We start from the raw sequence: 18,777 nt of genomic DNA on the forward strand, positions 1-18,777 counted from the left end.
GCGGGGCGAACCGATCGGATTCAACAGAGTGCTCCCTACAACTTTACCATATCAGACCGATTCTTTCAATCTGGAATCCTGGAATTCGAGCTTTTCCGCCGTGGCCCGCCCCAGACATATCCGGACTTGTTCCCCGCATAAGAGTGATGGGACGGATTTTTCCTAACATGTAATAGGGAGCGGCGGTGAAGAAATTGGAGCACAATGAGGAGAAAATCTGGGTTACAACGTCCAGCGGAGACCAGTACGAAGTCGTCAGCGTCCATCCTGCAGGGCCGGCGCTCGAAGAGCTGCTGTTGGAATTTCTGCTGGCCCACCCGCCCCCACAGAGGGGATCGTAAAGACGCATCCACCGCGAAAGGAGGGCGCTGATGGGCACCGATTATTCAGCGGGGCTTTACCTGCGGCTGTCGCGGGACGACGATAAGCTGGGGGAGAGCGCCAGCATCTCGACCCAGCGCAGGATGCTCGCCGCCTACGCCAAGGAACACGGCTATCTCGTTTACGCCGAATATGTGGACGACGGCTACAGCGGGACCTCCTTCGACCGGCCGGGTTTCCAGCGGATGATCCGGGATATCGAAAGCAAGAAAATCAACATGGTCATCACCAAGGACCTCTCCCGCCTGGGGCGCGATTACATCACGGCCGGCCAGTACACCGAGCTCTACTTTCCGAGCAAGGGCGTGCGTTACATCGCGGTGAACGACGGATACGACAGCGACTCGCCTTACAACGACCTCGCCCCCTTTCAGCACGTCATCAACGAGATGTATGCCCGCGACGCCAGCAAAAAAATCCGCTCCGCGCTTCAAAGCAAGATTGCGGCCGGATGCTTCATCGGGAACTTCGCCCCCTACGGCTACCAAAAGGACCCGGAAAACAAAAACCACCTGCTCGTGGACCCCTCCACAGCGCAGGTGGTGCAATACATTTTTCAACAGGCCGAGCTGGGCTTCCGCCCCGCCGACATCGCGCGGGAGCTGAACCGCCGCGGCGTCCCCTGCCCCGCCCTCCACCGCTGCCAGACCCATCCGGGCCTGGACGCAGCCAACTACTCCAGGCGCCTGGAATGGACCCCTTCCACCATCGGCAAAATGCTGCGGAACATCTGTTACCTCGGCCATATGGCGCAGGGCAAGACCAGCAAGCTATCCTTCAAAGCCCATGCCACCATCGAAAAGCCGCGCGAGGACTGGGTGGTGGTGGAGCACACACACGAACCGCTGGTGAGCCGCGAGGCGTTCGACCTGGCGGGCCAGCGGATGGCCTCCCGCACCAAACGGCCGGCGGGCGGATTTCACAACATCTTTTCCGGGATCGCCAAGTGCGCGGACTGCGGCCACAACATGTCGATCACTTCGGCTCATGGGGTCTATCGCCTCGCCTGCGGGGCCTACAAGCTCCGCGGCACAGCTGGATGCACCAACCACTTCATCGACTACGAAACGCTGTGCCGCCTGGTGCTGGAGCAGCTCCGCAAGCAGCTCCAGCTCACCGACGAACAGCGCCATGCCCTACTGAACCGGGCAATGGAGCTGCCCGGCCGGGCGGATGGCGGCCGGACGGACAAACGGGCGGCAACGCTGAAAAGGCGCACAGCCGAATTGGATCGCGTGATAGAGCAGCTTTACGAGGATAACCTTTCGGGAAAGATCGGCGACGAGCGTTTTCAGCGGCTGCTCGCGCGCTATGAGGCGGAGCAGAAGGGCGCAGAAGCGGAGCTGCAGCAGATACAGGAGCGCGCGGAGGCGGGCAGCCCCGCGGACCAGCGGGATTGTTCCACCCTGCTGGCGCAGTGGGAAAACCCCGAAGCGCTGACGCCAGACCTGCTCTACCGGCTGGTCGACCGCGTAGAAATCAGTCAGGGGCGGTATGAGACCGGACCGGACGGCCGCAGGGTGAAGCGCCAGCAGATCAAAATTATCTACCGCTTCTCCTCGGCAAACTAATTACAGGTAATTGACCGCGATGATCGCCACACCCAGCACCGTCAGCACCACACCGGTGGCGCGGTTGAGCACGACAGGATTCGCCTTGTTGGCAAATTTGGCGGCGATGCGCGCCCACAAGAGCGTGGAGAGAACACAAAAAATCAGGACCGACCAGTCGGGGGCGCCGCCGATGGCGAAGTGGCTGACCGCGCCGGTCAAGGCGGTAAAGGTCATGATAAACACGCTGGTGCCCACCGCCGTTTTAAGCTCATAGCCGAGCACACTGGTGAGGATCAGGAGCATCATCATGCCGCCGCCTGCGCCCACGAAGCCGCAGATAAAGCCGATCAGAATGCCGCAGAGCACCGACTGCACCGCGCGCTTTTTAAAGCTGACCCCGGCCATCGAATCCTTGGTGGTCAAAACGGGGCGCACGATGAACTTGATGCCGAGCAACAGGGTCATAAACACCGAAAATCCACCCATCGCACCGTTAGGGAGCAGGCTGGACACCCAGCTTCCCACCAGGGTGAATCCCAAAACCGTAAACATCATAATCAAGCCGTTTTTGATGTCCAGATTCTTGTTTTTGCCGTAGGTATACGCGCTGACCGCGCTGGCGAGCACGTCGCTGGCCAGCGCGATGCCCACCGCCTCATAGGCGGGCAGATGCAAAAAGGTGATCAGCATGGGGCTGATCACCGCTGCGGCGCTCATCCCGGCGAACCCGGTCCCCAAGCCCGCCCCGATTCCAGCGATAAAACAGATCAAAAATTCATAAGGCATTTCCCATTCCTCCTGTGAGAGCCGCGCGGACGTTCTCCGCGATTCGGCCGAATCTGACCCCCATCTCCTTGATTTCCTCGGGCCGAAAACCCGCAAATGCGCTCGCAACGAACCGACTCTGCGCCTCCTGCCCGCAGGCGAGAAGCTCCCGCGCCGCCGGGCAGATTCGGAGATGGACGGTTTTATGGTTTCCCTGCTGGAAGGACGGCTCCAAATATCCCCGCGCGATCAGCGAATTCACCGATGTGGACACGTGCGATTTGGTCAGCCGCCGCCGCTCCACGATGTCCTTGGCTGTGTCGTAGGGCGGATTGTTGGCGAGGAACAGCAGGACATCCAGCTCCATGCGTGCCACCCCGAACTGCTCGCAGACCGGCTGCATACTCTGATCGTACAGGCGCTTTGAAAGGGAGAGGAGATTCCAAAACTCCATATACACGACCTTTTCACCTCTATATTGTTCTATTTAGAACTATATAGGATTATAGCACCTCTTCGCAAATTGTCAAGGGTCCCTCTGCAAACCGGATGCAAAAAAGAAAGCGGCACCCCGGCCGCAGTATAGGACACCATCCCCCTTCCAGTTTTCCAATCATCAGGTAAATGTCTTCTGTCACCTCGGAAGGATCAAAAATGCCCTGCCGGCGACCAAGCACATGGTTAGTGCCTGTTTACCACATGCGCGGCATTTTTTGAAGCCCCGGTCCAGGTTAAACGCCACGCGCGGCAGATAACCCGCGTCCTCCAGCAGGGTGAACAGCGGAAAGAAGATCGCCATGGGCGGCAGCATCACCGCGACCACCCAGGCGAGCACGCGGTAGACACCCAACACGAGCGCCCCGTGCAGCCACTCCGGTGCATTCAGCGCGGTAAACAGGTCAGTGAGCCGGTCCTGGACCCAGAACAGGCCGTCGGACAAAAGCTGGGACGGGTAGTTCGCCCCAGTGATGGTCAACCAGAAGATACCGGCCAACAGCAGCAGCATCACCGGAATCCCGGTCCACTTGCTGGTGAGCAGGTAGTCGATCTTGCGGTCGCGCTCGTTGTAGGCGCGATCCTCGAAGAACACCGCGTCAGCGCACACGCTCTCGGCGCCCAGCACCAGGCAGGACACCACGCTGTCCCGCAGATGTTCCTCGTCCAGGCCCTCCCCGGCCAGATACCGGCGCGCCGTCTCCACCGCCTGCGCCACCTCGTCGTCCTCGAACGGGTCGGCGCCCAGGAAATCGGTGAGCGACTGCACCAGCGAGGGATCGGCATCGATCAGCTTGAGCGCTGCCCATCGCGTATTGATCCGGTCCCCGATCCGCCCCTGTAAAACCGGTTCCACCATGCCGATGGCTGCCTCGATGTAGGAATTGTAGCGGACTTTCATCGGAGCGGCCGCCTGTTTCCCATCCGCCACCCGCTCGACGCACTCCATCAGTTCATCCAGTCCCCGGCGGCTGCGGGCGCTCGTCCCGACCACCGGAACCCCCAGATTCTGCGAGAGCTGCTCGAAGTCGATGCGGATATGCTTCTTCGCGGCCTCATCCATCAGGTTGACGCAGACCACCACGTTCGGGGTGATCTCGATGGTTTGCAGTACCAGGTTCATATTGCGCTCCAGGCAGGTGGCGTCGCACACCACCACCACCGCATCCGGGTTGCCGAAGCAGATGAAGTCGCGCGCGACCTCCTCTTCGGCCGAATGTGCCAACAGCGAATAGGTGCCGGGGATATCCACCATCACATATCCCCGGCCGTTATGTAGATAGCGCCCCTGCGCGTTTGTGACGGTCTTACCCGGCCAGTTGCCAGTGTGCTGCTTGAGGCCGGTCAACTCATTGAATACCGTGGATTTTCCCACGTTGGGGTTGCCGGCCAGTGCAATCACCCGGTCGCCCGGGTCCTCCTTGCGGATCACCAGCCCATTGTCCACGGCCCCAAGCCCCGTTGATTCTGCCGTTAAACCCATGATCATTCTCCTTCTGTTTCAAATTTTAGATGCGATCGATCGGCAAAACATGCCACCCGCCCCTTCCCGTCGAGTTCTCGGCCGGAAAAGGCGGGCGGCACACCGCCTCAGAGCGATACGAGGATCTGTGAGGAATCCTCCGAACGCAGCGCGATCACCGCACCGCGGATTAAGTAGGCGACCGGGTCCCCCGCGGGGCTCCTTTGTAGGCAGCGCACGTCGGTCCCCTCTATGAGGCCGATATCCTGCAGGCGGCGGCGCATACTCCCTGTGGATTGCAGAGAATGCACCTTTGCGGTCTTTCCTTCCGGAACTCTATATAAAGTTATGGTGTTTTCGTTCATAATCATTGACTCCTGTTAATATTTTAGGAATGGGCAAATTTGTTTCCCTGTACTAATTTATTCGGATGCGGCACGGCGCGCTACAACTTTTTAGGAGGTGAGAGCGGATGGAGGAGAGCGAATTCCGAACGCTCAAGGGCTACCGGCTCAAAAACAACCGCGCTGTCACCGACGCGATGGAGGATTACCTCGAAATGATCTGTCGCTGTGAAAAGCAGGATGGCTATGCGCGTGTCAACCACATCGCGGCTGCGCTGGGGGTCAAGCCGTCCTCGGCGTCCAAGATGGTGGCCAATCTGAAGGAACTCGGCTACGTGGATTCCCAGCGGTACGGCATGGTGAAGCTGACCCCAAAGGGATGGGAACTGGGGGAATACCTGCTTTATCGCCACGATGTGCTTCACCGCTTTTTGTGTCTGCTCAACCACACCGACGACGAGATCGAGCAGGTAGAGCAGATCGAGCATTTCTTTGATGAAAAGACCATTGAGAACCTGGAACGCCTGCTGCAAAGGCTGGCTTGATTCCCGACGGGCAAAAAAGGCTTCCCCGATACCAGGTGTCCGTAAAACAGTATTGCGCCGAGAAGCCGAAAACCAAATGGAATGGGTGCGGCAGATGAACGCTTGCAAGGCACAGGCAGAAGCGATTGTGATATTTGAGCTGATTTATGATTGATACAGAGAACACCTGGGCTCAAAATGCTCGGGTGTTTTCGTACAGGCGGTAGATTCCTTCATATTTTTCTGATATACTTATGAATAAACAACCGAAATTTGGTGGAGGTACAGGGCGCATGAAAAAGTTTAGAACTGTAGTATCTATTATCACTATGGTCATTGCAGGAGTTATCGGTTTTTTCATTGGAGCAACTATGAATGAGGCAATGAGTGGAGCTATTTTGTTCTCAATGATTGCTGGAATTGCTTGTGTTGTTTTCACAATAGATAACCGTGCGGAATAGAATACTTTCCGGTTTGGAGGGACTGAAAAAATCCCTTTAGGAACTAAAGGGTGCACTTCTATACTCTCCTATCGGGAGTATCGTGCGTCCTGCGGAGCTTCATTTTCCGTCAGCAGAAAGAAACTGACAGGCCTCGAATGTTTCACTTTGTTCCGTCAAGGTGGCTGCACTCCCTTGCGCCGCTAATGCGGCTATCCCCTGTGGACTTGCTGTCCGCAAACGGTTTGACAAACCGTTCGCCGCCAGCAAGGTTTCATTATGAATATAAATAAACCCTCCGTATGCTTTCAGTACATACGGAGGGTCAACTGTTTTATGAACCCCTCTCTATGCGCGGGGAAGCCTTTTTTTGCTGCGGTTTATTCAAAAATTTCCGGACAGAGCTCGAGGGCTTTCTCTTTGAGGGATAGAAAATCCTCCAATCCTGCCGGTTTGCTGGCGGGGGTGCGCAGCAGCGCGGCGGGGTGGAAGGTACCCATCATGAGGACGCCGTTTTTCTCAAACCAGACGCCGTGTTCCTTGGTCACCTTGAAGTTGGGGCTGATGAGCCGGATCGCGCTGATCCTCCCCAAGCAGACGATGATGCGCGGGCGCAGCAGGGCCACCTGGTTGCGCAGGTAACCGATGCAGGCCTCGCTCTCCTCCGGCTTGGGGTCGCGGTTCTGGGGCGGGCGGCATTTGACCATGTTTGCGATGTAGACGTTTTTCTGCCGCGACAGATCCACCGCCTTGAGCATCTTATCCAGCAATTGGCCGCCCCTGCCCACAAACGGCTCTCCCTGCAGGTCCTCGTTCTCGCCCGGACCCTCGCCGATCAGCATAATCTTCGCATCCTGCGGGCCTGTACCGAACACCACGTTGGTGCGCGTCCGGCACAAGTTGCACTTTTCACACTGCATCGCCTGCGCGCGCAGCTCCTCCCAGGAGTTTACCATCGTCGATCACTTCCCTCTTTCTACATTCTGTATTTGATTATATCATAAATCGCAGCAAAAGCGACAAGTTTTCCGCCAAAAGCGTCCGGATGCCCTTGCGGTGGGGGGATTCTTTTTGTATAATAATGGACAGAGCTTCGGGTGCGCCGTCCGGCGCGCTCTGGGACTTTTTCCCCGGCGGGATTCGATCCCGCGCAAAATGATGGTATGGAGGTACAAACCGATGGCAAAAAAAATTCTGATTGAAACCTCCGCCCGCCACGTGCATGTGACGGAAGCGGATCTTGAAACTCTGTTCGGCAAGGGCTACAAGCTGACCCCGAAAAAGGATCTCTCTCAGCCCGGACAGTTTGCATGTGAGGAGCGCGTGGACGTGGTCGGCCCCAAAAAGACGATCCCCCGCGTCTCGATCCTCGGCCCCACCCGTTCGGCCACTCAGATCGAGGTTTCCTTCACCGACGCGAGAACGCTCGGCCTCAATCCGCCGGTGCGCGAGTCCGGCAACATCGCGGGTTCGGCCGGCTGCAAGCTGGTCGGCCCCTGCGGCGAAGTGGAGCTCTCCGAGGGCGTCATCGTCGCTCAGCGGCACATCCATCTCACGCCCGAGGCTGCCGCTGAGTTCGGCGTGAGCGACAAACAGATCGTGTCGGTTAAATGCGCCGGCACCGGCCGCGAATTGGTCTTCGGCGACGTGGTCTGCCGTGTCTCGCCCTCCTACAGCCCGGCGATGCACATCGACACCGACGAAGCCAATGCAGCCGCTGCGTTCGGCGAGTTCTACGGCGAAATTCTCGACTGATCGACCACGAAAAAAAGGGCCGGGCCGGATGGAAAAATCCATCCGGCCCGGCCCTTTTGTATCCGCCCAAGCGCTTATTTTTGTTTCTTTTTGTTCTTTTTGCCGCCGAGCACCACCAGGATGATGACCAACAGCAGTGCGCCGCCGCCGATACCAAGCACCAACGGCAGGTTGGAATTGTCGCCCGTATCCGGGTTGAGCGCAAACACGTGAACCGATGTTGTCAGCAGGGTGGCCATCGCAACTGAAAGCGACGCTGATATTTTTTTCCATCTATTTTTCATGAAACGATACTCCCTCTTTCATAAGATCCCCTGATCCATCATGGAACATCTCTGCCCTGTTACTTCATTATTATAGGTACCTTATTTTCGACTGTCAAGCGCGCGCCATTTAATTTCAAAATTGTACATAATTGATTCAAAATTACAAAAATTAGTGAATAGGCATTTTCATTGGCAGGGGTCGATCGGTTCGATCACAGTAATTGAGGTGGGGGATTCCAATGATAAATTTGATCGTACTGGGCAATTCGGACGGCAGCGCGCTGGCCGACGCCATCTACCAGATTCTGCGGCCGTCCTTTCAGGTGGCCTACATCCGGGAGGGTGGAAAGGTCAGCGGCTGCGCTGAAAGCCCGGATTTTTTGCTGCTGGAATGCGACCGCATCCACACCGGAAACGGCGCGCACAGTATTATTTTGTGCAAAAGCCGCTTCGCCATCCCCTTTGACCGCTGCGCGGTGAGCGAGGACGGCGCGGTGGGTGTGCTGCAAACCGAAAACCGCAATGCAGCCGAGATGATGAGCCGCTGGGGAATCCCCGCTGTCTCCTGCGGCATGTCGGTCACCGATACCGTCACCCTCTCCAGCATCGATGCGGACAGCGCCACCGTCTGCCTCCAGCGCAATATCCCCACATTGGACGGCGGCAGCATCGAACCGTTCGAGATTCCGCTGCGCCTTTCCCGTCCGCTTGACCGCTACGCGCTGATGTGCACGGTCTCCCTACTGCTGATCTCCGGCAACGCCTCCAAGCTGGACGGCCTCTCGTGGTAAAATGAATTTTTTGTCGATTCCCGGTTTATTGTAGAATTTCTGAATGAATTTACCAAGTATTTATTCTTTGGATGCGCCCATACTATTACCACAAACGCAACAGCAAAAGAAAAAACCTTGAAAAAATTAAGGAGTGTAAACATTATGTCTAACAACAGTAATTCTAGCAACAACCTTGTTGTGCCTCAGGCCAGAGAAGCGATGGATAAATTCAAGATGGAAGCTGCCAACGAAGTAGGCGTCAACCTGAAACAGGGTTACAACGGCGACCTGACCTCCCGCGAGGCCGGTTCTGTCGGCGGCCAGATGGTCAAAAAGATGATCGAGGCTTATGAGAACTCGATGAAATAAGTCCTTTTCAGCAACAAGGCAGGGGTGCAACTGCACCTCTGCCTTTTCTTATTTATCTATGATAGCCAGCGTTGCAGCCATCGGCCCAACGCCTGAAGCGCTGTCTCTGCAAAGCCGCCTTGCTTCCGCGTAGGAAGGCGCGGCTTACCAAAAAAAGTTCGCCGGCTTGGCGCCCTGTTCCCGCTCTTTTTTCGGCATCTCCTCAGCCTCGTCTTCCTGCTGCGGCTGCTCCTCCTGGGCCGGCGCCGTCTCCTCCTCGCTCGAAATATCCGGTTGGACAACCGGTTCTCCCCGGAACTCGACCCCGCGCACCGCAGCGTCCAGCGTATCGATCGAGCTGTCGATCGCGTCCAGGCGGCGTTCCAATTCGGACATCGAGAATTGCAGCGTCACGCGCAGAGTTGCAACATCGCTTTTGAAGGTGCTCACCTCGGAGCCCAGCTGGCGGATGCTTTCCACCGTGTCAGCGCTGATCTGTCCCGCCTTCTGCTGCGCCTCCTTGATGATATCGTCTGCGCTTTCGCGCGCCTCCATCAGGGCGCTGCCGATCTGTAACATCGCTTCGTCATATTTGCGGCCCTTGCGCTCGAGATTTTCCGCGCGCATCGCGAGCTGGCGGTGCTCCTCGCGCTCCCGCGCGAGCTCCGCTTCCCGCTCCCTCAGGGTGTTCCTCTGCTGCGCCAAATCCTCCCTGAGCTCCGCAACAGTCTGCTCCAGTCCGGCGGCCTTTTGGGCGGACTCCTGCTCCACCTGTTTGACCTTGGCGTTCAGGGTCTCCACCGCACCTGCGAGCTCCTGGTTTTTCGCCTGTGCCTCTGCGAGCTGGCGCTCGAGGCCCTCCACGACGCTTTTATTCTGCTCCCCCAGCTCATCGATATATTTCAGCACCGATTTTTTATTAAATCCGCCAAATGCACTGGTTTCAAACGCGATTTCCTGCTCCACGTCCGGTCCCTCCTCGGTCAAAATCAGATTTCTAATGGTATTATAACATCGTTTCTCAGTGCTGACAAATAGATTTTAAAAAAACAAGCGCCCGCATGCTAGAAAAATCTACCAAACGGGCGCGGTCTCAATAAAACATATTCTTTTTCACCAGGATAATCGCCACGATGATGGTGAGCACCGCAGCCAGCACACAGGGGAACCAAAAGTAGGGCAGCGGCAGGCCGGATACATTCATGCCGTAGAAGCTGGATACCATGGTGGGGATCGCCATCAGAATGGTGATGGAGGTGAGCACCTTCATCACGATGTTGAGGTTGTTGGAGATCACTGAGGCGAACGCATCCATCGTGCCCGATAGGATGCTCGCGTAGATATTACACATCTCGATGGCCTGTTTGGTCTCGATCAGGACATCCTCCAGCAGGTCCTGATCCTCCTCATACAGCTTGAGGATGCGCCCGCGCAGAATTTTTTCCATCGTCAGCTCGTTGGCCTTGAGCGAGGTGGAGAAATAGACGAGCGACTTTTCCAACCCCAGCAATTGGATGAGCTCCTTATTTTTCATCGACTTGTGGAGCTGGTGCTCCATACGCATCGAAAGTTTGTCGATCTGTTTGAGATGCTGTAGGTAACGCGCCGCAATGCGCAGCAGCAGGGTGAACAGGAAGGTGTTCTTGTGATGGGTGGGGACGTTCTTCACCAGGCCCCCCGCGAACTCGCCGATGAGCGGATTGCTCTTGAGCGAGATGGTCACAATCTGCTTGGGCAGCATGACGATGCCGATAGGCGCAGTGGTGTATTGGATGGTGTCGTCCGAGTTGGTTTCCGCAAGCGGCAGGTCGATGATCAGCAGGGTTTGATCCTCCTCCTGCTCCACGCGGGAGGTCTCCTCCTCATCCAGCGAGGAGCGGACAAACCCCTGGTCGATCCCCAGTTGGTCGGTGAGAAACGCGACCTCGCTCTCGGTGGGGCAGACAGCGCTCACCCAGCAGCCGTCCTGAATCGCCTCAATGCTGACGAGGCGGTTCTCCACCGTCTTGTAGTAATTGATCATGAAATCTCCCCATTTCTATGGGGCGGCCGGGTGGGACACCGCAACCGCCGAATATTTTTTTGTCTCGTTTCGTCGAGGGATGGGATCGGGGTTCACAGCGTCACCTCCGTTGAAGTCTGATCTCTTAAAATTTCCAGCCCTATTATTATATCATATCCCAGCTCGATTGCAAGCGATATCCTCCGATTTCAGCTTAAAAAGCGAAAAAAACAGCGAAATTCCGCACTAATTGAACCGATAAGGCCAAATATGAAGGAATTCCGCTGTTTTTAAGTAAAATTATTCTTTTTGTTTGCGCAGGATTGTACCCACGGGAAAGGGCCGCTCAGACGGGATGCGCAGGCGCTCCATGGGGTGGCAGGCGCTCTGCACCGTCTCCCCCGCTTCGTTCAGAATTCGCTCCGCCACAAAGGGCACGGGGCGGCTGCGCGGGGGCAGCGCCTCCAGCTGGTCGCCGGGAAAAAAGCGGTTGCGCTGGATGACCTCCAACATGCCGTCGCGCCAGGAGTCTACCGTGGCCACCACGTCGCAGGTGCGGACATACCCGCCGTCCTGGTAGCATTGGGCGTTTTCCGGCTGGCCGAAGTAGAATCCGGTGGAGTACTCCCGATGGCTCACCTTGAAGGTCTCCTCCAAAATCCACGGTTCCAGACGGAAGCTGTCGGGGTGGCGCCGGTACTGATCCACCGCGTTGCGGTAGGCGTTGGTCACAACGGCTACATAGTAGGCAGATTTGGCCCGCCCTTCAATTTTGAGGCTGTTCACACCCACCCCGGCCAGCTTATCGATGTGTTCGATCATACACAGATCCTTGGCGTTGAGGATGTAGGACCCGCGCTCGTCCTCGTAGACCGGGTAATACTCGCCCGGACGCTTCTCCTCCATCAGGTAATAGCCCCAACGGCAGGGCTGGGCGCACTCCCCGCGGTTGGCGTCGCGCCCCACCATGTAGTTGGAGAGCAGACACCGTCCGGAAAAGGACATGCACATCGCGCCGTGGACAAAGCACTCGAGCTCCACCTCATCGGGCAGGTGCTCGCGGATGCGGCGGATCGAATCGAGCGGGAGCTCGCGCGCGAGCACGATGCGGCGGGCGCCCATGCGGTGCAGCTCGCCCGCGGTGACGTAGTTGACCACCCCAGCCTGGGTGGAGATGTGAATTTCGAGTTCGGGAACCACCCGCTTCGCGGTCATCAGCACCCCGATATCCGAGACGATCAGCGCGTCGATCCCACAGGCGGCCGCGTCGCGCAGGTAAGCAGGCAGCCGTTCCATCTCCTCGTTGGTGGGCACCGTATTGCAGGTGAGATAGACGCGCACCCCGTGCCGGTGCGCGTGCTCCACCGCGCTTTTGAGCTGCTCAGGCGTGAAGTTGGCTGGCGAAGAACGCATCCCAAACTCCTGGCCGCCCAGGTAGACCGCATCCGCGCCGAACAGCACCGCGGCCTCCAGCCGTTCCCGGTCGCCCGCCGGGGCGAGCACCTCCGGTATCATCAGTTCCGACATAGCCTCTCCTTTCCGATGCGGCGGACGGCGATCAGTCGGTGGCGATTCCGCCGGCCACGCCGTCTGCGGTGCGGATATTCTGCTCATGCTCCTGCATGGTGGCGGCGTAGTAGAAGTCGCCGTTCTGATCGGTGAGGAAATAGTAATAATCGTTCTGATCGGGGTAGAGCGCCGCTTTGATCGCATCTATGCCCGGGTTACAGATTGGGCCGACCGGCAGGCCCTCGCATTTATAGGTGTTGTAAGCGTCGTACATCTCCTGATTTTTGGTGTCGATGTGCGGCTTAATCGATTTTTCCACATAGAAGATGGTCACGTCCGACTGCATCTGCGGATAAACCTCGGCATTTTCAAAGCGGTTGTGGAACACGCCCGAAACCGCGTACATGTCCTCGGGGTAGCTCGCCTCCTTCTGGATGATCGAGGCGAGGGTGATCGTCTCATCCAGGGTCATTCCCATCTCCTCCATGCGGTCGTACATCTCTCCGGTGATGTTGGCGTTGAAGCTGTCGAAGAATTTCTTCACCACCGAGGAGGGCTTCTCACCCACAAAGAAGTCGTAGGTGTTGGGGAAGACGTATCCCTCGTATTTGTAGAACCGCAGCGGGTTGTCCGCGGGGATGCTCTTCATAAATTCATAGTCGAAGGTGCCGGTCTGCAGCTCCTTGACGAACGCTTCAGCCGAGCAGACGTCCGCGTCCTCCAGCTTCTGGCCGATTTCCCACAGGGTGAGGCCTTCAGGGAAGGAGATGCGCACGACATCCTGCCGCTCGTTGCCGCTCTTGAGCGCAATGATGATCTCGTCGTAGGCCATATTGCAGTTGAAGATATATTCGCCGAATTGGTATTTCCCATCGGCATCCTTAAACTTGGAATAGAGCTGGAAGGTGAGCGGCGTATCCACCACGCCCGCCTTCTTGAGAATATTAGCGATCTCGCGCGTGCTGGAACCCTCCGGAATATCGACCTTGACCTCGCGGTCCTCCTGCTCGATGCCGATCACCTCAAGGTTGAGTCCGAGCAGGTCGCTGACGCTTTGCAACCCGAAATATGCCAGGAAGCAGCAGAGTCCCACCAGCACGGCTGTGATGAGCAACGCGCGGGCCACGCGGTATTTTTTGCGCGGCTTTTTGCGCTTGGCGCGGCGGGATGGGTTCCCTGCCAGATGTTCTTCCGGCTGGCCCTGAGCGCGCGGGGTCGAAGGGACATGCCGCGCATTTTGAGGCCGCGCGGCGGGATGCTCCCCTTCCACACGGCGTCTGCGCTCATTTTCGTTTTGATTCATCGGCATAACGATTTCCTCCAAACCTTGGGTCTCCTGTAACCCCACACGGATGTTTTTCATAGTATGTAGCATCTGCAGGGCAGATAACTATTCCGGTACAGGAGGTGAATATAAGTGTGCTGTAATAACAATAACTGCGGTGGCTGTGGCAACGGCTGTGGTGCCGGCTTCGGCGGCTGCTGGTGGATCATCATCCTCATCCTGATCATCTGCTGTTGCTGCAACTGATCCCCGAATTGGGCCGGAAAACCCATCGCTTCCCAACCTTGATACATCACCCGGTCAGCGCGAGCCCCCGTCGGACGATGGGGGCTTCGCTGCGTACCGGCGCTGGGCGCGGTAATTTTTGTTGATCTTGCGCAGGTATTTTTCGGTGACCAACAGGTCAACCGGCACGTCGAAGCGTCCGTGAAGCAAATGCCTCGTGGTACATTCGGAATAGACCACCCCGATTTTCGCCTTGGGGTAGCCGGATAAAAAGCGGTCGTAATAGCCCTTGCCGTATCCCAGCCGGTAACCATCCATATCGAACGCCAGGCCGGGCACGATACAGATGGTGCCCGCATAGTTGGTGAGCCGTTCGCAGCGCTCCGGATCCGGCTCCAGCACGCCGAAGGTGCGCGGGGCAAGGTCGTCGAACGAACGGATGAAGTAAAATTCCATCTCGCGCGAGTTATCCACACAGCGCGGCACCGCCACCCGCTTGCCGTCGGCCAGCGCCTGCCGGATGAGTTCATGGGTGTCCACCTCGATCGCCGTGGACACAAAGGTGAGCAGCGTCGAGGCGGTTTTGTAGTGATCGAGGCCCCTCACGCGGTTGCGGATGCGCTCGTCGCAATCCGCCTTGACCTCGGGCGGCATGGCGCGCCGCGCCTTCTTATATCTTTCGCGCAAACGGTTCTTGTATGCGCGGATATCCCTCACCGGCATTGCAGAGAGGCCCTCAACAAAGCCGCGCGCTCCAAACCCTTGAGCTTCTCCACAAGGGCAAGCGCAAATTCCATGGCGACGCCCGCCCCACGGGCTGTGACCAGGCTGCCGTCCACCTCGCAGGGCCCTGCGGTGTAATGCGCATCGCCCAGCTGGGTCTCAAATCCCGGGAAGCAGGTGACCGTCCGCCCATCCAGCAGGCCGAGGTGCCCCAGGATGGACGGGGCCGCACAGATCGCGCCGATGGGCAGGCCCCGTTCCACCGCATACGCGATGAATGCCTGAACCACCTGCGATTTTTCCAGATTCAGCGTGCCCGGCATCCCGCCCGGCAGTACAATCATCTCGAGGCCGTTCGGGTCGGCCTGCTCCTCGGTGATGTCGCAGGTCACGGGGATGCCGTGGGAGCCCCGTACCACCTTGCCCGTGACGCCCACCGTGTGGACCTCCAACTCGGCCCGGCGCAGGACGTCCACCGGGGTGAGCGCCTCCACCTCTTCAAATCCATCCGCCAAAAATACATAAATCATCCTGAGTTCCCCCTTCTATCGTCGATCGGCCCGCAGCCGGGCCTCAGTCCAAAACCAGGTTGAAATAGCCGCCGCCCCCCAGGGGCGCACCGGCCATGCCGAACGGCCGAACCGCGCCTTCCACCGCGCTGTCGGCCGGAAGCCGGACCTCCACCTCGCCGCAACCCATCCGCCGTGCCAGCTCGCACAGCGCGGGCTCGACCGCCTCGTCGGGCAGGGTGGTCTCCCGCACCCAGAGCAGCTTGTCCCTCCGCTGGCCGACAACCGCCGCGCGGCCTCCGTCCGGCAGGGACGCCGCGCAGGCGAATCCGCCGGTGAAAGCGTTCTCGCGCAGGGCGTAACCGATCGCAGCCTCATCCCAACAGAGGTAACCCTCGCGGGCGAAGCGGGCGTCGCGCAGCGCTTTGTACTCCGCCGCAGAAAGCCCCTCGGAAAAAGCATAGCCGCCGTCGCTGTATCGCTGCACCGGAAAATGCGCTGTTTTCAGGCTCGCCGCCTGTGTGTAACCGCGCTTGGCGTAGAAATCGAACAGCGCCGGTTCCGCCGGGACAAGCACCGTCAGGCCCTCATCCCGCTCCTGTAGCAGCAGGCGCGCATGCTCCATCAGACGGGTGCTCAACCCCCTGCCCCGCCAGGCATTGCCGGTGGCCACGGCGTAGATGTAGCGCGCCGGGCACGCCGTCCCGCCGCAGATCACCGAGACGGGCAGCAGGCTGAGCATGGCAACGGGCGCGCCGCCTTCGCGCCAGACCAGCGTTTGGTCGCAGCGAAAGCGGTTTTGAAAGTAGAAGTCGATATATGCCTCCGGGTCGCCGAAGCACTCCCGCCAAAGGGCGCGGAGTGCCGGCAGATCGGAGGGGATTGCAAAGGTTATCATCGGGTGTCTCCTCACGGGTTTTTGAGGGTTGCCACATATTTCTCGAGCAGGATATCGGGATAATAGGACATCTTAGCTTTGCGCAGGCCCTCGTCGCCCAAATCCTCCTCGCGGTTGACATAGGTGAAATCCTGGCAGTTGTGCAGTACAAACTGCTGGTTGATCATCGGATAGGCCCCCTGGATTTCTGGAAACGCTTTCTCGATGTGCACCACATAGGTGTCCGACGAGAGAGGCTCGCCCATGGTGTAGGCGATCACCCTGCCCTCCCGGCGCAACAGCCCCCCTTGGAGCTTGAGCTCGAAGAAGTGATCGAACGCCTGCCTGACTGCGCACGCCTCGTGGTTGAGGCTGTCGCTCTCGTAGCAGCGGTAGAGCTTACACCACTCGGTATTCATGGCGCGGCACTCGTCGATGTTGTCGCGGGTGATCGGCTCGTAGGCCCAGTCGTCGTTATCCTTGAAGCGCGCGATGTGGTTGCGCTTGCCGTGCAGCTTCTTGCCCGACAGGGTGGTCAGGCGCTCGACGCTGTAGAGATAATCGCAGAAGTCGCGGTGGTTGTTGTAGTCAAACAGGTCGGGGAACAGCGTCTGCATCAGCTGGACGCTCTCCAGATTCATGCCGCGCAGCCGGAACCCGATGCCGCGCTCGGCCGCATCCTCCATCAGGGCGAGGATCACAGGGCGGATATCGCCGCTGCCCGCGGGATAGGTGTAGTCGATCTCCCCTTCTACGCCGCTGATAAGGCAGTAAAATCCGTTCACGTCGGCGTAGTGGATATTGTTCGGGCCGCTCCAGATGAAGTTGTTGACAAATGAATAGTCGCAGCTTTTAAAATCCGACTGCCGCAGGCGCTCTTCAATCCAGGGGCGATCCTGCAGCGTGATTCTTTTAAATGGGATCAAACAATTTCCTCTTTTCCTAATTTCCTTTGCGCGGGCCCAAGCCCAACGCGCACAGTATTTTTTCGTGGATCTCCTCGATGCTGTACGGACGCTCGCCGTCGCAGCAGCGGATCACCGTCCACCCGCAGCGCTGCACCGCGTAGTGCGCAGTTTCGCGGCAGGCCATCAGGTAGGCGAAGTCGCGCTCGTGCAGATCCTTCTTGGCCTCGTCCCCCGCGTAGCGCTTTTCCAGCAGACGCCTGGAGGTCTCCGGCGCCATATCCAGGTAGAGCACATGGTCGGGGTGCGGCAGGCCCAATTTATCAAATTCAAAATCCTGCTGCCAGGTGAAGAAAGTTTCCCACTCCGCCCTCGGCAGCTTGCTCATCTGGTGGATCAAGTTGGAACCGACGTAGCGGTCGGCCACAATCGTCTCCCCGCCGCTGTAGGCGGCCTCCCAGCCCTTTTTGAAGCTGGCGTAGCGGTCGAGCGCATAGAAAGAACTGGCGGTGTAGGCGTTGATATCGCCCACCCGCTGCCCAAACTCGCCGCCCAGATACATCCTGACGAACACCGACCAGGGGTGCTCGTAATCGGGAAAGGTGATGCGGCGGGCGGATATCCCCCGCTCGCACAGGCTCTGCGCCAGCAGGCGGGACTGGGTCTCCTTGCCGCTGCCGTCCAGCCCCTCGATTTCGATCAGTCTCATACCCCGCTCCCCTTCAGCGCGGCATAACGGCTGCGCACCTCCTGGATGCGGCCGCAGCTCATCTTGCCCTCAGGGCAGGAGCCGTGGAGACAGGGCGGGCCCGCCGCTGCGAACAGCGTGGGCGCGACCTCCGTCACCAGCCGGAGCATCTGCTCGGCCACCGCGCGGATTTCCCACTGGGCGCGGTTGCAGCACCGCTCGCGGAAGAAGTTGTGGAGGCTGCGCGCATTCATGGTGACCACCATCTTGGTATCGCAGGCGTTGGGCAGAACAAAGCGCGCGTCCTCCATCGCCTGTTTAGAGGCGATGCGCGCGGCTTCCTCTTCGCTTTTCCCCTGCGCCACCAAAACGGCGGTGTGCTTTTTGGTTAGTATCGCTGAAAGTTTGGCGTAATATTCCGCTGCGTCCCTCATCGCCTGTAAAAACAACGATTTTGCCTCGGCATCCGCTTCAATCTCGGGTGGGAGAATATAATCGAAATTTTCCTTGCTGACATAGCGCTGGCTCTGCACGCTGTAGGAGGCGATGCGGTGACGGGTGATCTGCGCCAAAAACGCGCGGGATACCCCTTCGATGCCAAAGGTGAAGCTCGCGTGTTCGATGGGGCTCTCGTGCCCGATCTGCGCGAGCATCCGCACAAAGCTCTCAGTTTTTTCCTCTGTCAACCCTGCAAGCAGGTCATCCACCCCCGACTTGCTGTAGCACAGCTTGGCCGCTGCGGCCACCGTCCTTTCCGGGTCCGGGGTATGGCTGATCAGGGTTACTTTCGGCATGGCCCGATTCCTCCTTTTCACGTCCTGTAAGGGATGATTGCGCATATAAACCGAAGAGCCAGGAAGGCGCGGATGGCCTGCGCATAGTCCCCGGGTATAACAGCCGCTTTGCGGCTATTATACCACAAAGAAAACCGCCTATCAATTAATGACA

Annotated in this window: 21 protein-coding genes and 2 pseudogenes; 7 read left to right on the top strand and 16 right to left on the bottom strand. The window is 58.3% G+C overall.

Annotation, left to right across the window (positions count from 1 at the left end; all coding sequences use genetic code 11):
* Positions 1-371: 371 nt before the first annotated feature.
* Complete coding sequence (locus H8711_RS02995) at positions 372-1,952, top strand: recombinase family protein (RefSeq protein WP_249282055.1); 1,581 nt, start codon at positions 372-374, stop codon at positions 1,950-1,952.
* On the opposite strand, the gene H8711_RS03000 is transcribed toward H8711_RS02995, so the two are convergent.
* From H8711_RS03000 to H8711_RS03015, 4 genes and pseudogenes are all read right to left on the bottom strand, one after another.
* Positions 1,953-2,720 (bottom strand): sulfite exporter TauE/SafE family protein, encoded by a 768-nt coding sequence (locus tag H8711_RS03000; protein WP_249282056.1) that lies wholly within the window; start codon positions 2,718-2,720, stop codon positions 1,953-1,955.
* Positions 2,710-3,153, bottom strand: a complete 444-nt coding sequence (locus tag H8711_RS03005; RefSeq protein ID WP_249282057.1) for a MarR family winged helix-turn-helix transcriptional regulator — start codon at positions 3,151-3,153, stop codon at positions 2,710-2,712. Before H8711_RS03005 ends, H8711_RS03000 begins: the two co-directional genes overlap by 11 nt.
* Before the next feature lie 207 nt (positions 3,154-3,360).
* Positions 3,361-4,677 (bottom strand): annotated as a pseudogene (locus H8711_RS03010) (FeoB small GTPase domain-containing protein); the annotation flags it as partial.
* A gap of 107 nt (positions 4,678-4,784) precedes the next feature.
* Complete coding sequence (locus H8711_RS03015; protein WP_249282059.1) at positions 4,785-5,021, bottom strand: FeoA family protein; 237 nt, start codon at positions 5,019-5,021, stop codon at positions 4,785-4,787.
* A gap of 107 nt (positions 5,022-5,128) precedes the next feature.
* Here H8711_RS03015 and H8711_RS03020 point away from each other — a divergent pair, with 107 nt between their 5' ends.
* From H8711_RS03020 to H8711_RS03030, 3 genes and pseudogenes are all read left to right on the top strand, one after another.
* Entirely contained in the window at positions 5,129-5,545 is a 417-nt protein-coding gene (locus H8711_RS03020; RefSeq protein ID WP_249282060.1) for a metal-dependent transcriptional regulator, read from the top strand.
* 61 nt (positions 5,546-5,606) lie between these two features.
* Positions 5,607-5,699, top strand: a pseudogene (locus tag H8711_RS03025) (TnpV protein); the annotation flags it as partial.
* A 118-nt stretch (positions 5,700-5,817) separates the two neighbouring features.
* On the top strand, positions 5,818-5,985 hold the full coding sequence (locus H8711_RS03030) for a hypothetical protein (protein ID WP_249282061.1): 168 nt from the start codon (positions 5,818-5,820) through the stop codon (positions 5,983-5,985).
* Positions 5,986-6,344: 359 nt separating this feature from the next.
* On the opposite strand, the gene H8711_RS03035 is transcribed toward H8711_RS03030, so the two are convergent.
* Positions 6,345-6,920: a uracil-DNA glycosylase gene (locus H8711_RS03035; RefSeq protein ID WP_249282062.1), complete on the bottom strand. Its 576-nt coding sequence runs from the start codon at positions 6,918-6,920 to the stop codon at positions 6,345-6,347.
* A gap of 223 nt (positions 6,921-7,143) precedes the next feature.
* Between H8711_RS03035 and pduL the strand changes: the two genes are divergently transcribed.
* Positions 7,144-7,719: a phosphate propanoyltransferase gene (gene pduL / locus H8711_RS03040; RefSeq protein ID WP_249282063.1), complete on the top strand. Its 576-nt coding sequence runs from the start codon at positions 7,144-7,146 to the stop codon at positions 7,717-7,719.
* Between the two features lie 74 nt (positions 7,720-7,793).
* On the opposite strand, the gene H8711_RS03045 is transcribed toward pduL, so the two are convergent.
* Positions 7,794-8,003, bottom strand: a complete 210-nt coding sequence (locus H8711_RS03045; RefSeq protein ID WP_249282064.1) for an LPXTG cell wall anchor domain-containing protein — start codon at positions 8,001-8,003, stop codon at positions 7,794-7,796.
* Between the two features lie 221 nt (positions 8,004-8,224).
* On the opposite strand from H8711_RS03045, the gene H8711_RS03050 reads away from it, so the two are divergent.
* The gene (locus H8711_RS03050; RefSeq protein WP_249282065.1) at positions 8,225-8,776 is read left to right on the top strand and encodes a hypothetical protein; all 552 of its coding nucleotides are present in this window, start codon (positions 8,225-8,227) and stop codon (positions 8,774-8,776) included.
* Between the two features lie 144 nt (positions 8,777-8,920).
* The gene (locus tag H8711_RS03055; RefSeq protein ID WP_249282066.1) at positions 8,921-9,127 is read left to right on the top strand and encodes an alpha/beta-type small acid-soluble spore protein; all 207 of its coding nucleotides are present in this window, start codon (positions 8,921-8,923) and stop codon (positions 9,125-9,127) included.
* Positions 9,128-9,271: 144 nt separating this feature from the next.
* On the opposite strand, the gene H8711_RS03060 is transcribed toward H8711_RS03055, so the two are convergent.
* The 10 genes from H8711_RS03060 to thyX form a co-directional block, all read right to left on the bottom strand.
* Positions 9,272-10,072 (bottom strand): hypothetical protein, encoded by an 801-nt coding sequence (locus H8711_RS03060; RefSeq protein ID WP_249282067.1) that lies wholly within the window; start codon positions 10,070-10,072, stop codon positions 9,272-9,274.
* A 127-nt stretch (positions 10,073-10,199) separates the two neighbouring features.
* Positions 10,200-11,129, bottom strand: coding sequence for a magnesium transporter CorA family protein (locus H8711_RS03065; protein WP_249282068.1), 930 nt, complete (start codon positions 11,127-11,129; stop codon positions 10,200-10,202).
* A 279-nt stretch (positions 11,130-11,408) separates the two neighbouring features.
* Positions 11,409-12,635 (bottom strand): peptidase U32 family protein, encoded by a 1,227-nt coding sequence (locus H8711_RS03070; RefSeq protein WP_249282069.1) that lies wholly within the window; start codon positions 12,633-12,635, stop codon positions 11,409-11,411.
* 31 nt (positions 12,636-12,666) lie between these two features.
* Entirely contained in the window at positions 12,667-13,926 is a 1,260-nt protein-coding gene (mltG, locus tag H8711_RS03075) for an endolytic transglycosylase MltG (protein WP_249282070.1), read from the bottom strand.
* Between the two features lie 276 nt (positions 13,927-14,202).
* Positions 14,203-14,850, bottom strand: a complete 648-nt coding sequence (locus tag H8711_RS03080; RefSeq protein WP_249282071.1) for a 5-formyltetrahydrofolate cyclo-ligase — start codon at positions 14,848-14,850, stop codon at positions 14,203-14,205.
* Complete coding sequence (locus H8711_RS03085) at positions 14,841-15,380, bottom strand: DJ-1 family glyoxalase III (protein WP_249282072.1); 540 nt, start codon at positions 15,378-15,380, stop codon at positions 14,841-14,843. The genes H8711_RS03080 and H8711_RS03085 overlap by 10 nt, the downstream gene beginning before the upstream one ends.
* Positions 15,381-15,423: 43 nt before the next feature.
* On the bottom strand, positions 15,424-16,257 hold the full coding sequence (locus H8711_RS03090) for a GNAT family N-acetyltransferase (RefSeq protein WP_249282073.1): 834 nt from the start codon (positions 16,255-16,257) through the stop codon (positions 15,424-15,426).
* 11 nt (positions 16,258-16,268) lie between these two features.
* Positions 16,269-17,162 carry a DUF2156 domain-containing protein gene (locus H8711_RS03095; RefSeq protein WP_249282074.1) on the bottom strand — a complete coding sequence of 298 codons (894 nt, stop codon included), beginning with the start codon at positions 17,160-17,162 and terminating at the stop codon, positions 16,269-16,271.
* A gap of 16 nt (positions 17,163-17,178) precedes the next feature.
* Positions 17,179-17,850, bottom strand: coding sequence for a dTMP kinase (locus tag H8711_RS03100; protein WP_249282075.1), 672 nt, complete (start codon positions 17,848-17,850; stop codon positions 17,179-17,181).
* Complete coding sequence (thyX, locus tag H8711_RS03105) at positions 17,847-18,623, bottom strand: FAD-dependent thymidylate synthase (RefSeq protein WP_249282076.1); 777 nt, start codon at positions 18,621-18,623, stop codon at positions 17,847-17,849. The genes H8711_RS03100 and thyX overlap by 4 nt, the downstream gene beginning before the upstream one ends.
* Positions 18,624-18,777: the final 154 nt, after the last annotated feature.

The organism is Ligaoa zhengdingensis (assembly GCF_014384885.1).
Lineage (GTDB): Bacteria > Bacillota > Clostridia > Oscillospirales > Ruminococcaceae > Ligaoa > Ligaoa zhengdingensis.

Bases quoted from the DNA above. Each gene is read 5' to 3' on its own strand.
- H8711_RS02995 (WP_249282055.1), top strand. From the start codon at position 372: ATGGGCACCGATTATTCAGCGGGGCTTTACCTGCGGCTGTCGCGGGAC.
- H8711_RS03000 (WP_249282056.1), bottom strand. From the start codon at position 2,720: ATGCCTTATGAATTTTTGATCTGTTTTATCGCTGGAATCGGGGCGGGC.
- H8711_RS03005 (WP_249282057.1), bottom strand. From the start codon at position 3,153: ATGGAGTTTTGGAATCTCCTCTCCCTTTCAAAGCGCCTGTACGATCAG.
- H8711_RS03015 (WP_249282059.1), bottom strand. From the start codon at position 5,021: ATGAACGAAAACACCATAACTTTATATAGAGTTCCGGAAGGAAAGACC.
- H8711_RS03020 (WP_249282060.1), top strand. From the start codon at position 5,129: ATGGAGGAGAGCGAATTCCGAACGCTCAAGGGCTACCGGCTCAAAAAC.
- H8711_RS03030 (WP_249282061.1), top strand. From the start codon at position 5,818: ATGAAAAAGTTTAGAACTGTAGTATCTATTATCACTATGGTCATTGCA.
- H8711_RS03035 (WP_249282062.1), bottom strand. From the start codon at position 6,920: ATGGTAAACTCCTGGGAGGAGCTGCGCGCGCAGGCGATGCAGTGTGAA.
- pduL (WP_249282063.1), top strand. From the start codon at position 7,144: ATGGCAAAAAAAATTCTGATTGAAACCTCCGCCCGCCACGTGCATGTG.
- H8711_RS03045 (WP_249282064.1), bottom strand. From the start codon at position 8,003: ATGAAAAATAGATGGAAAAAAATATCAGCGTCGCTTTCAGTTGCGATG.
- H8711_RS03050 (WP_249282065.1), top strand. From the start codon at position 8,225: ATGATAAATTTGATCGTACTGGGCAATTCGGACGGCAGCGCGCTGGCC.
- H8711_RS03055 (WP_249282066.1), top strand. From the start codon at position 8,921: ATGTCTAACAACAGTAATTCTAGCAACAACCTTGTTGTGCCTCAGGCC.
- H8711_RS03065 (WP_249282068.1), bottom strand. From the start codon at position 11,129: ATGATCAATTACTACAAGACGGTGGAGAACCGCCTCGTCAGCATTGAG.
- H8711_RS03070 (WP_249282069.1), bottom strand. From the start codon at position 12,635: ATGTCGGAACTGATGATACCGGAGGTGCTCGCCCCGGCGGGCGACCGG.
- mltG (WP_249282070.1), bottom strand. From the start codon at position 13,926: ATGCCGATGAATCAAAACGAAAATGAGCGCAGACGCCGTGTGGAAGGG.
- H8711_RS03080 (WP_249282071.1), bottom strand. From the start codon at position 14,850: ATGCCGGTGAGGGATATCCGCGCATACAAGAACCGTTTGCGCGAAAGA.
- H8711_RS03085 (WP_249282072.1), bottom strand. From the start codon at position 15,380: ATGATTTATGTATTTTTGGCGGATGGATTTGAAGAGGTGGAGGCGCTC.
- H8711_RS03090 (WP_249282073.1), bottom strand. From the start codon at position 16,257: ATGATAACCTTTGCAATCCCCTCCGATCTGCCGGCACTCCGCGCCCTT.
- H8711_RS03100 (WP_249282075.1), bottom strand. From the start codon at position 17,850: ATGAGACTGATCGAAATCGAGGGGCTGGACGGCAGCGGCAAGGAGACC.
- thyX (WP_249282076.1), bottom strand. From the start codon at position 18,623: ATGCCGAAAGTAACCCTGATCAGCCATACCCCGGACCCGGAAAGGACG.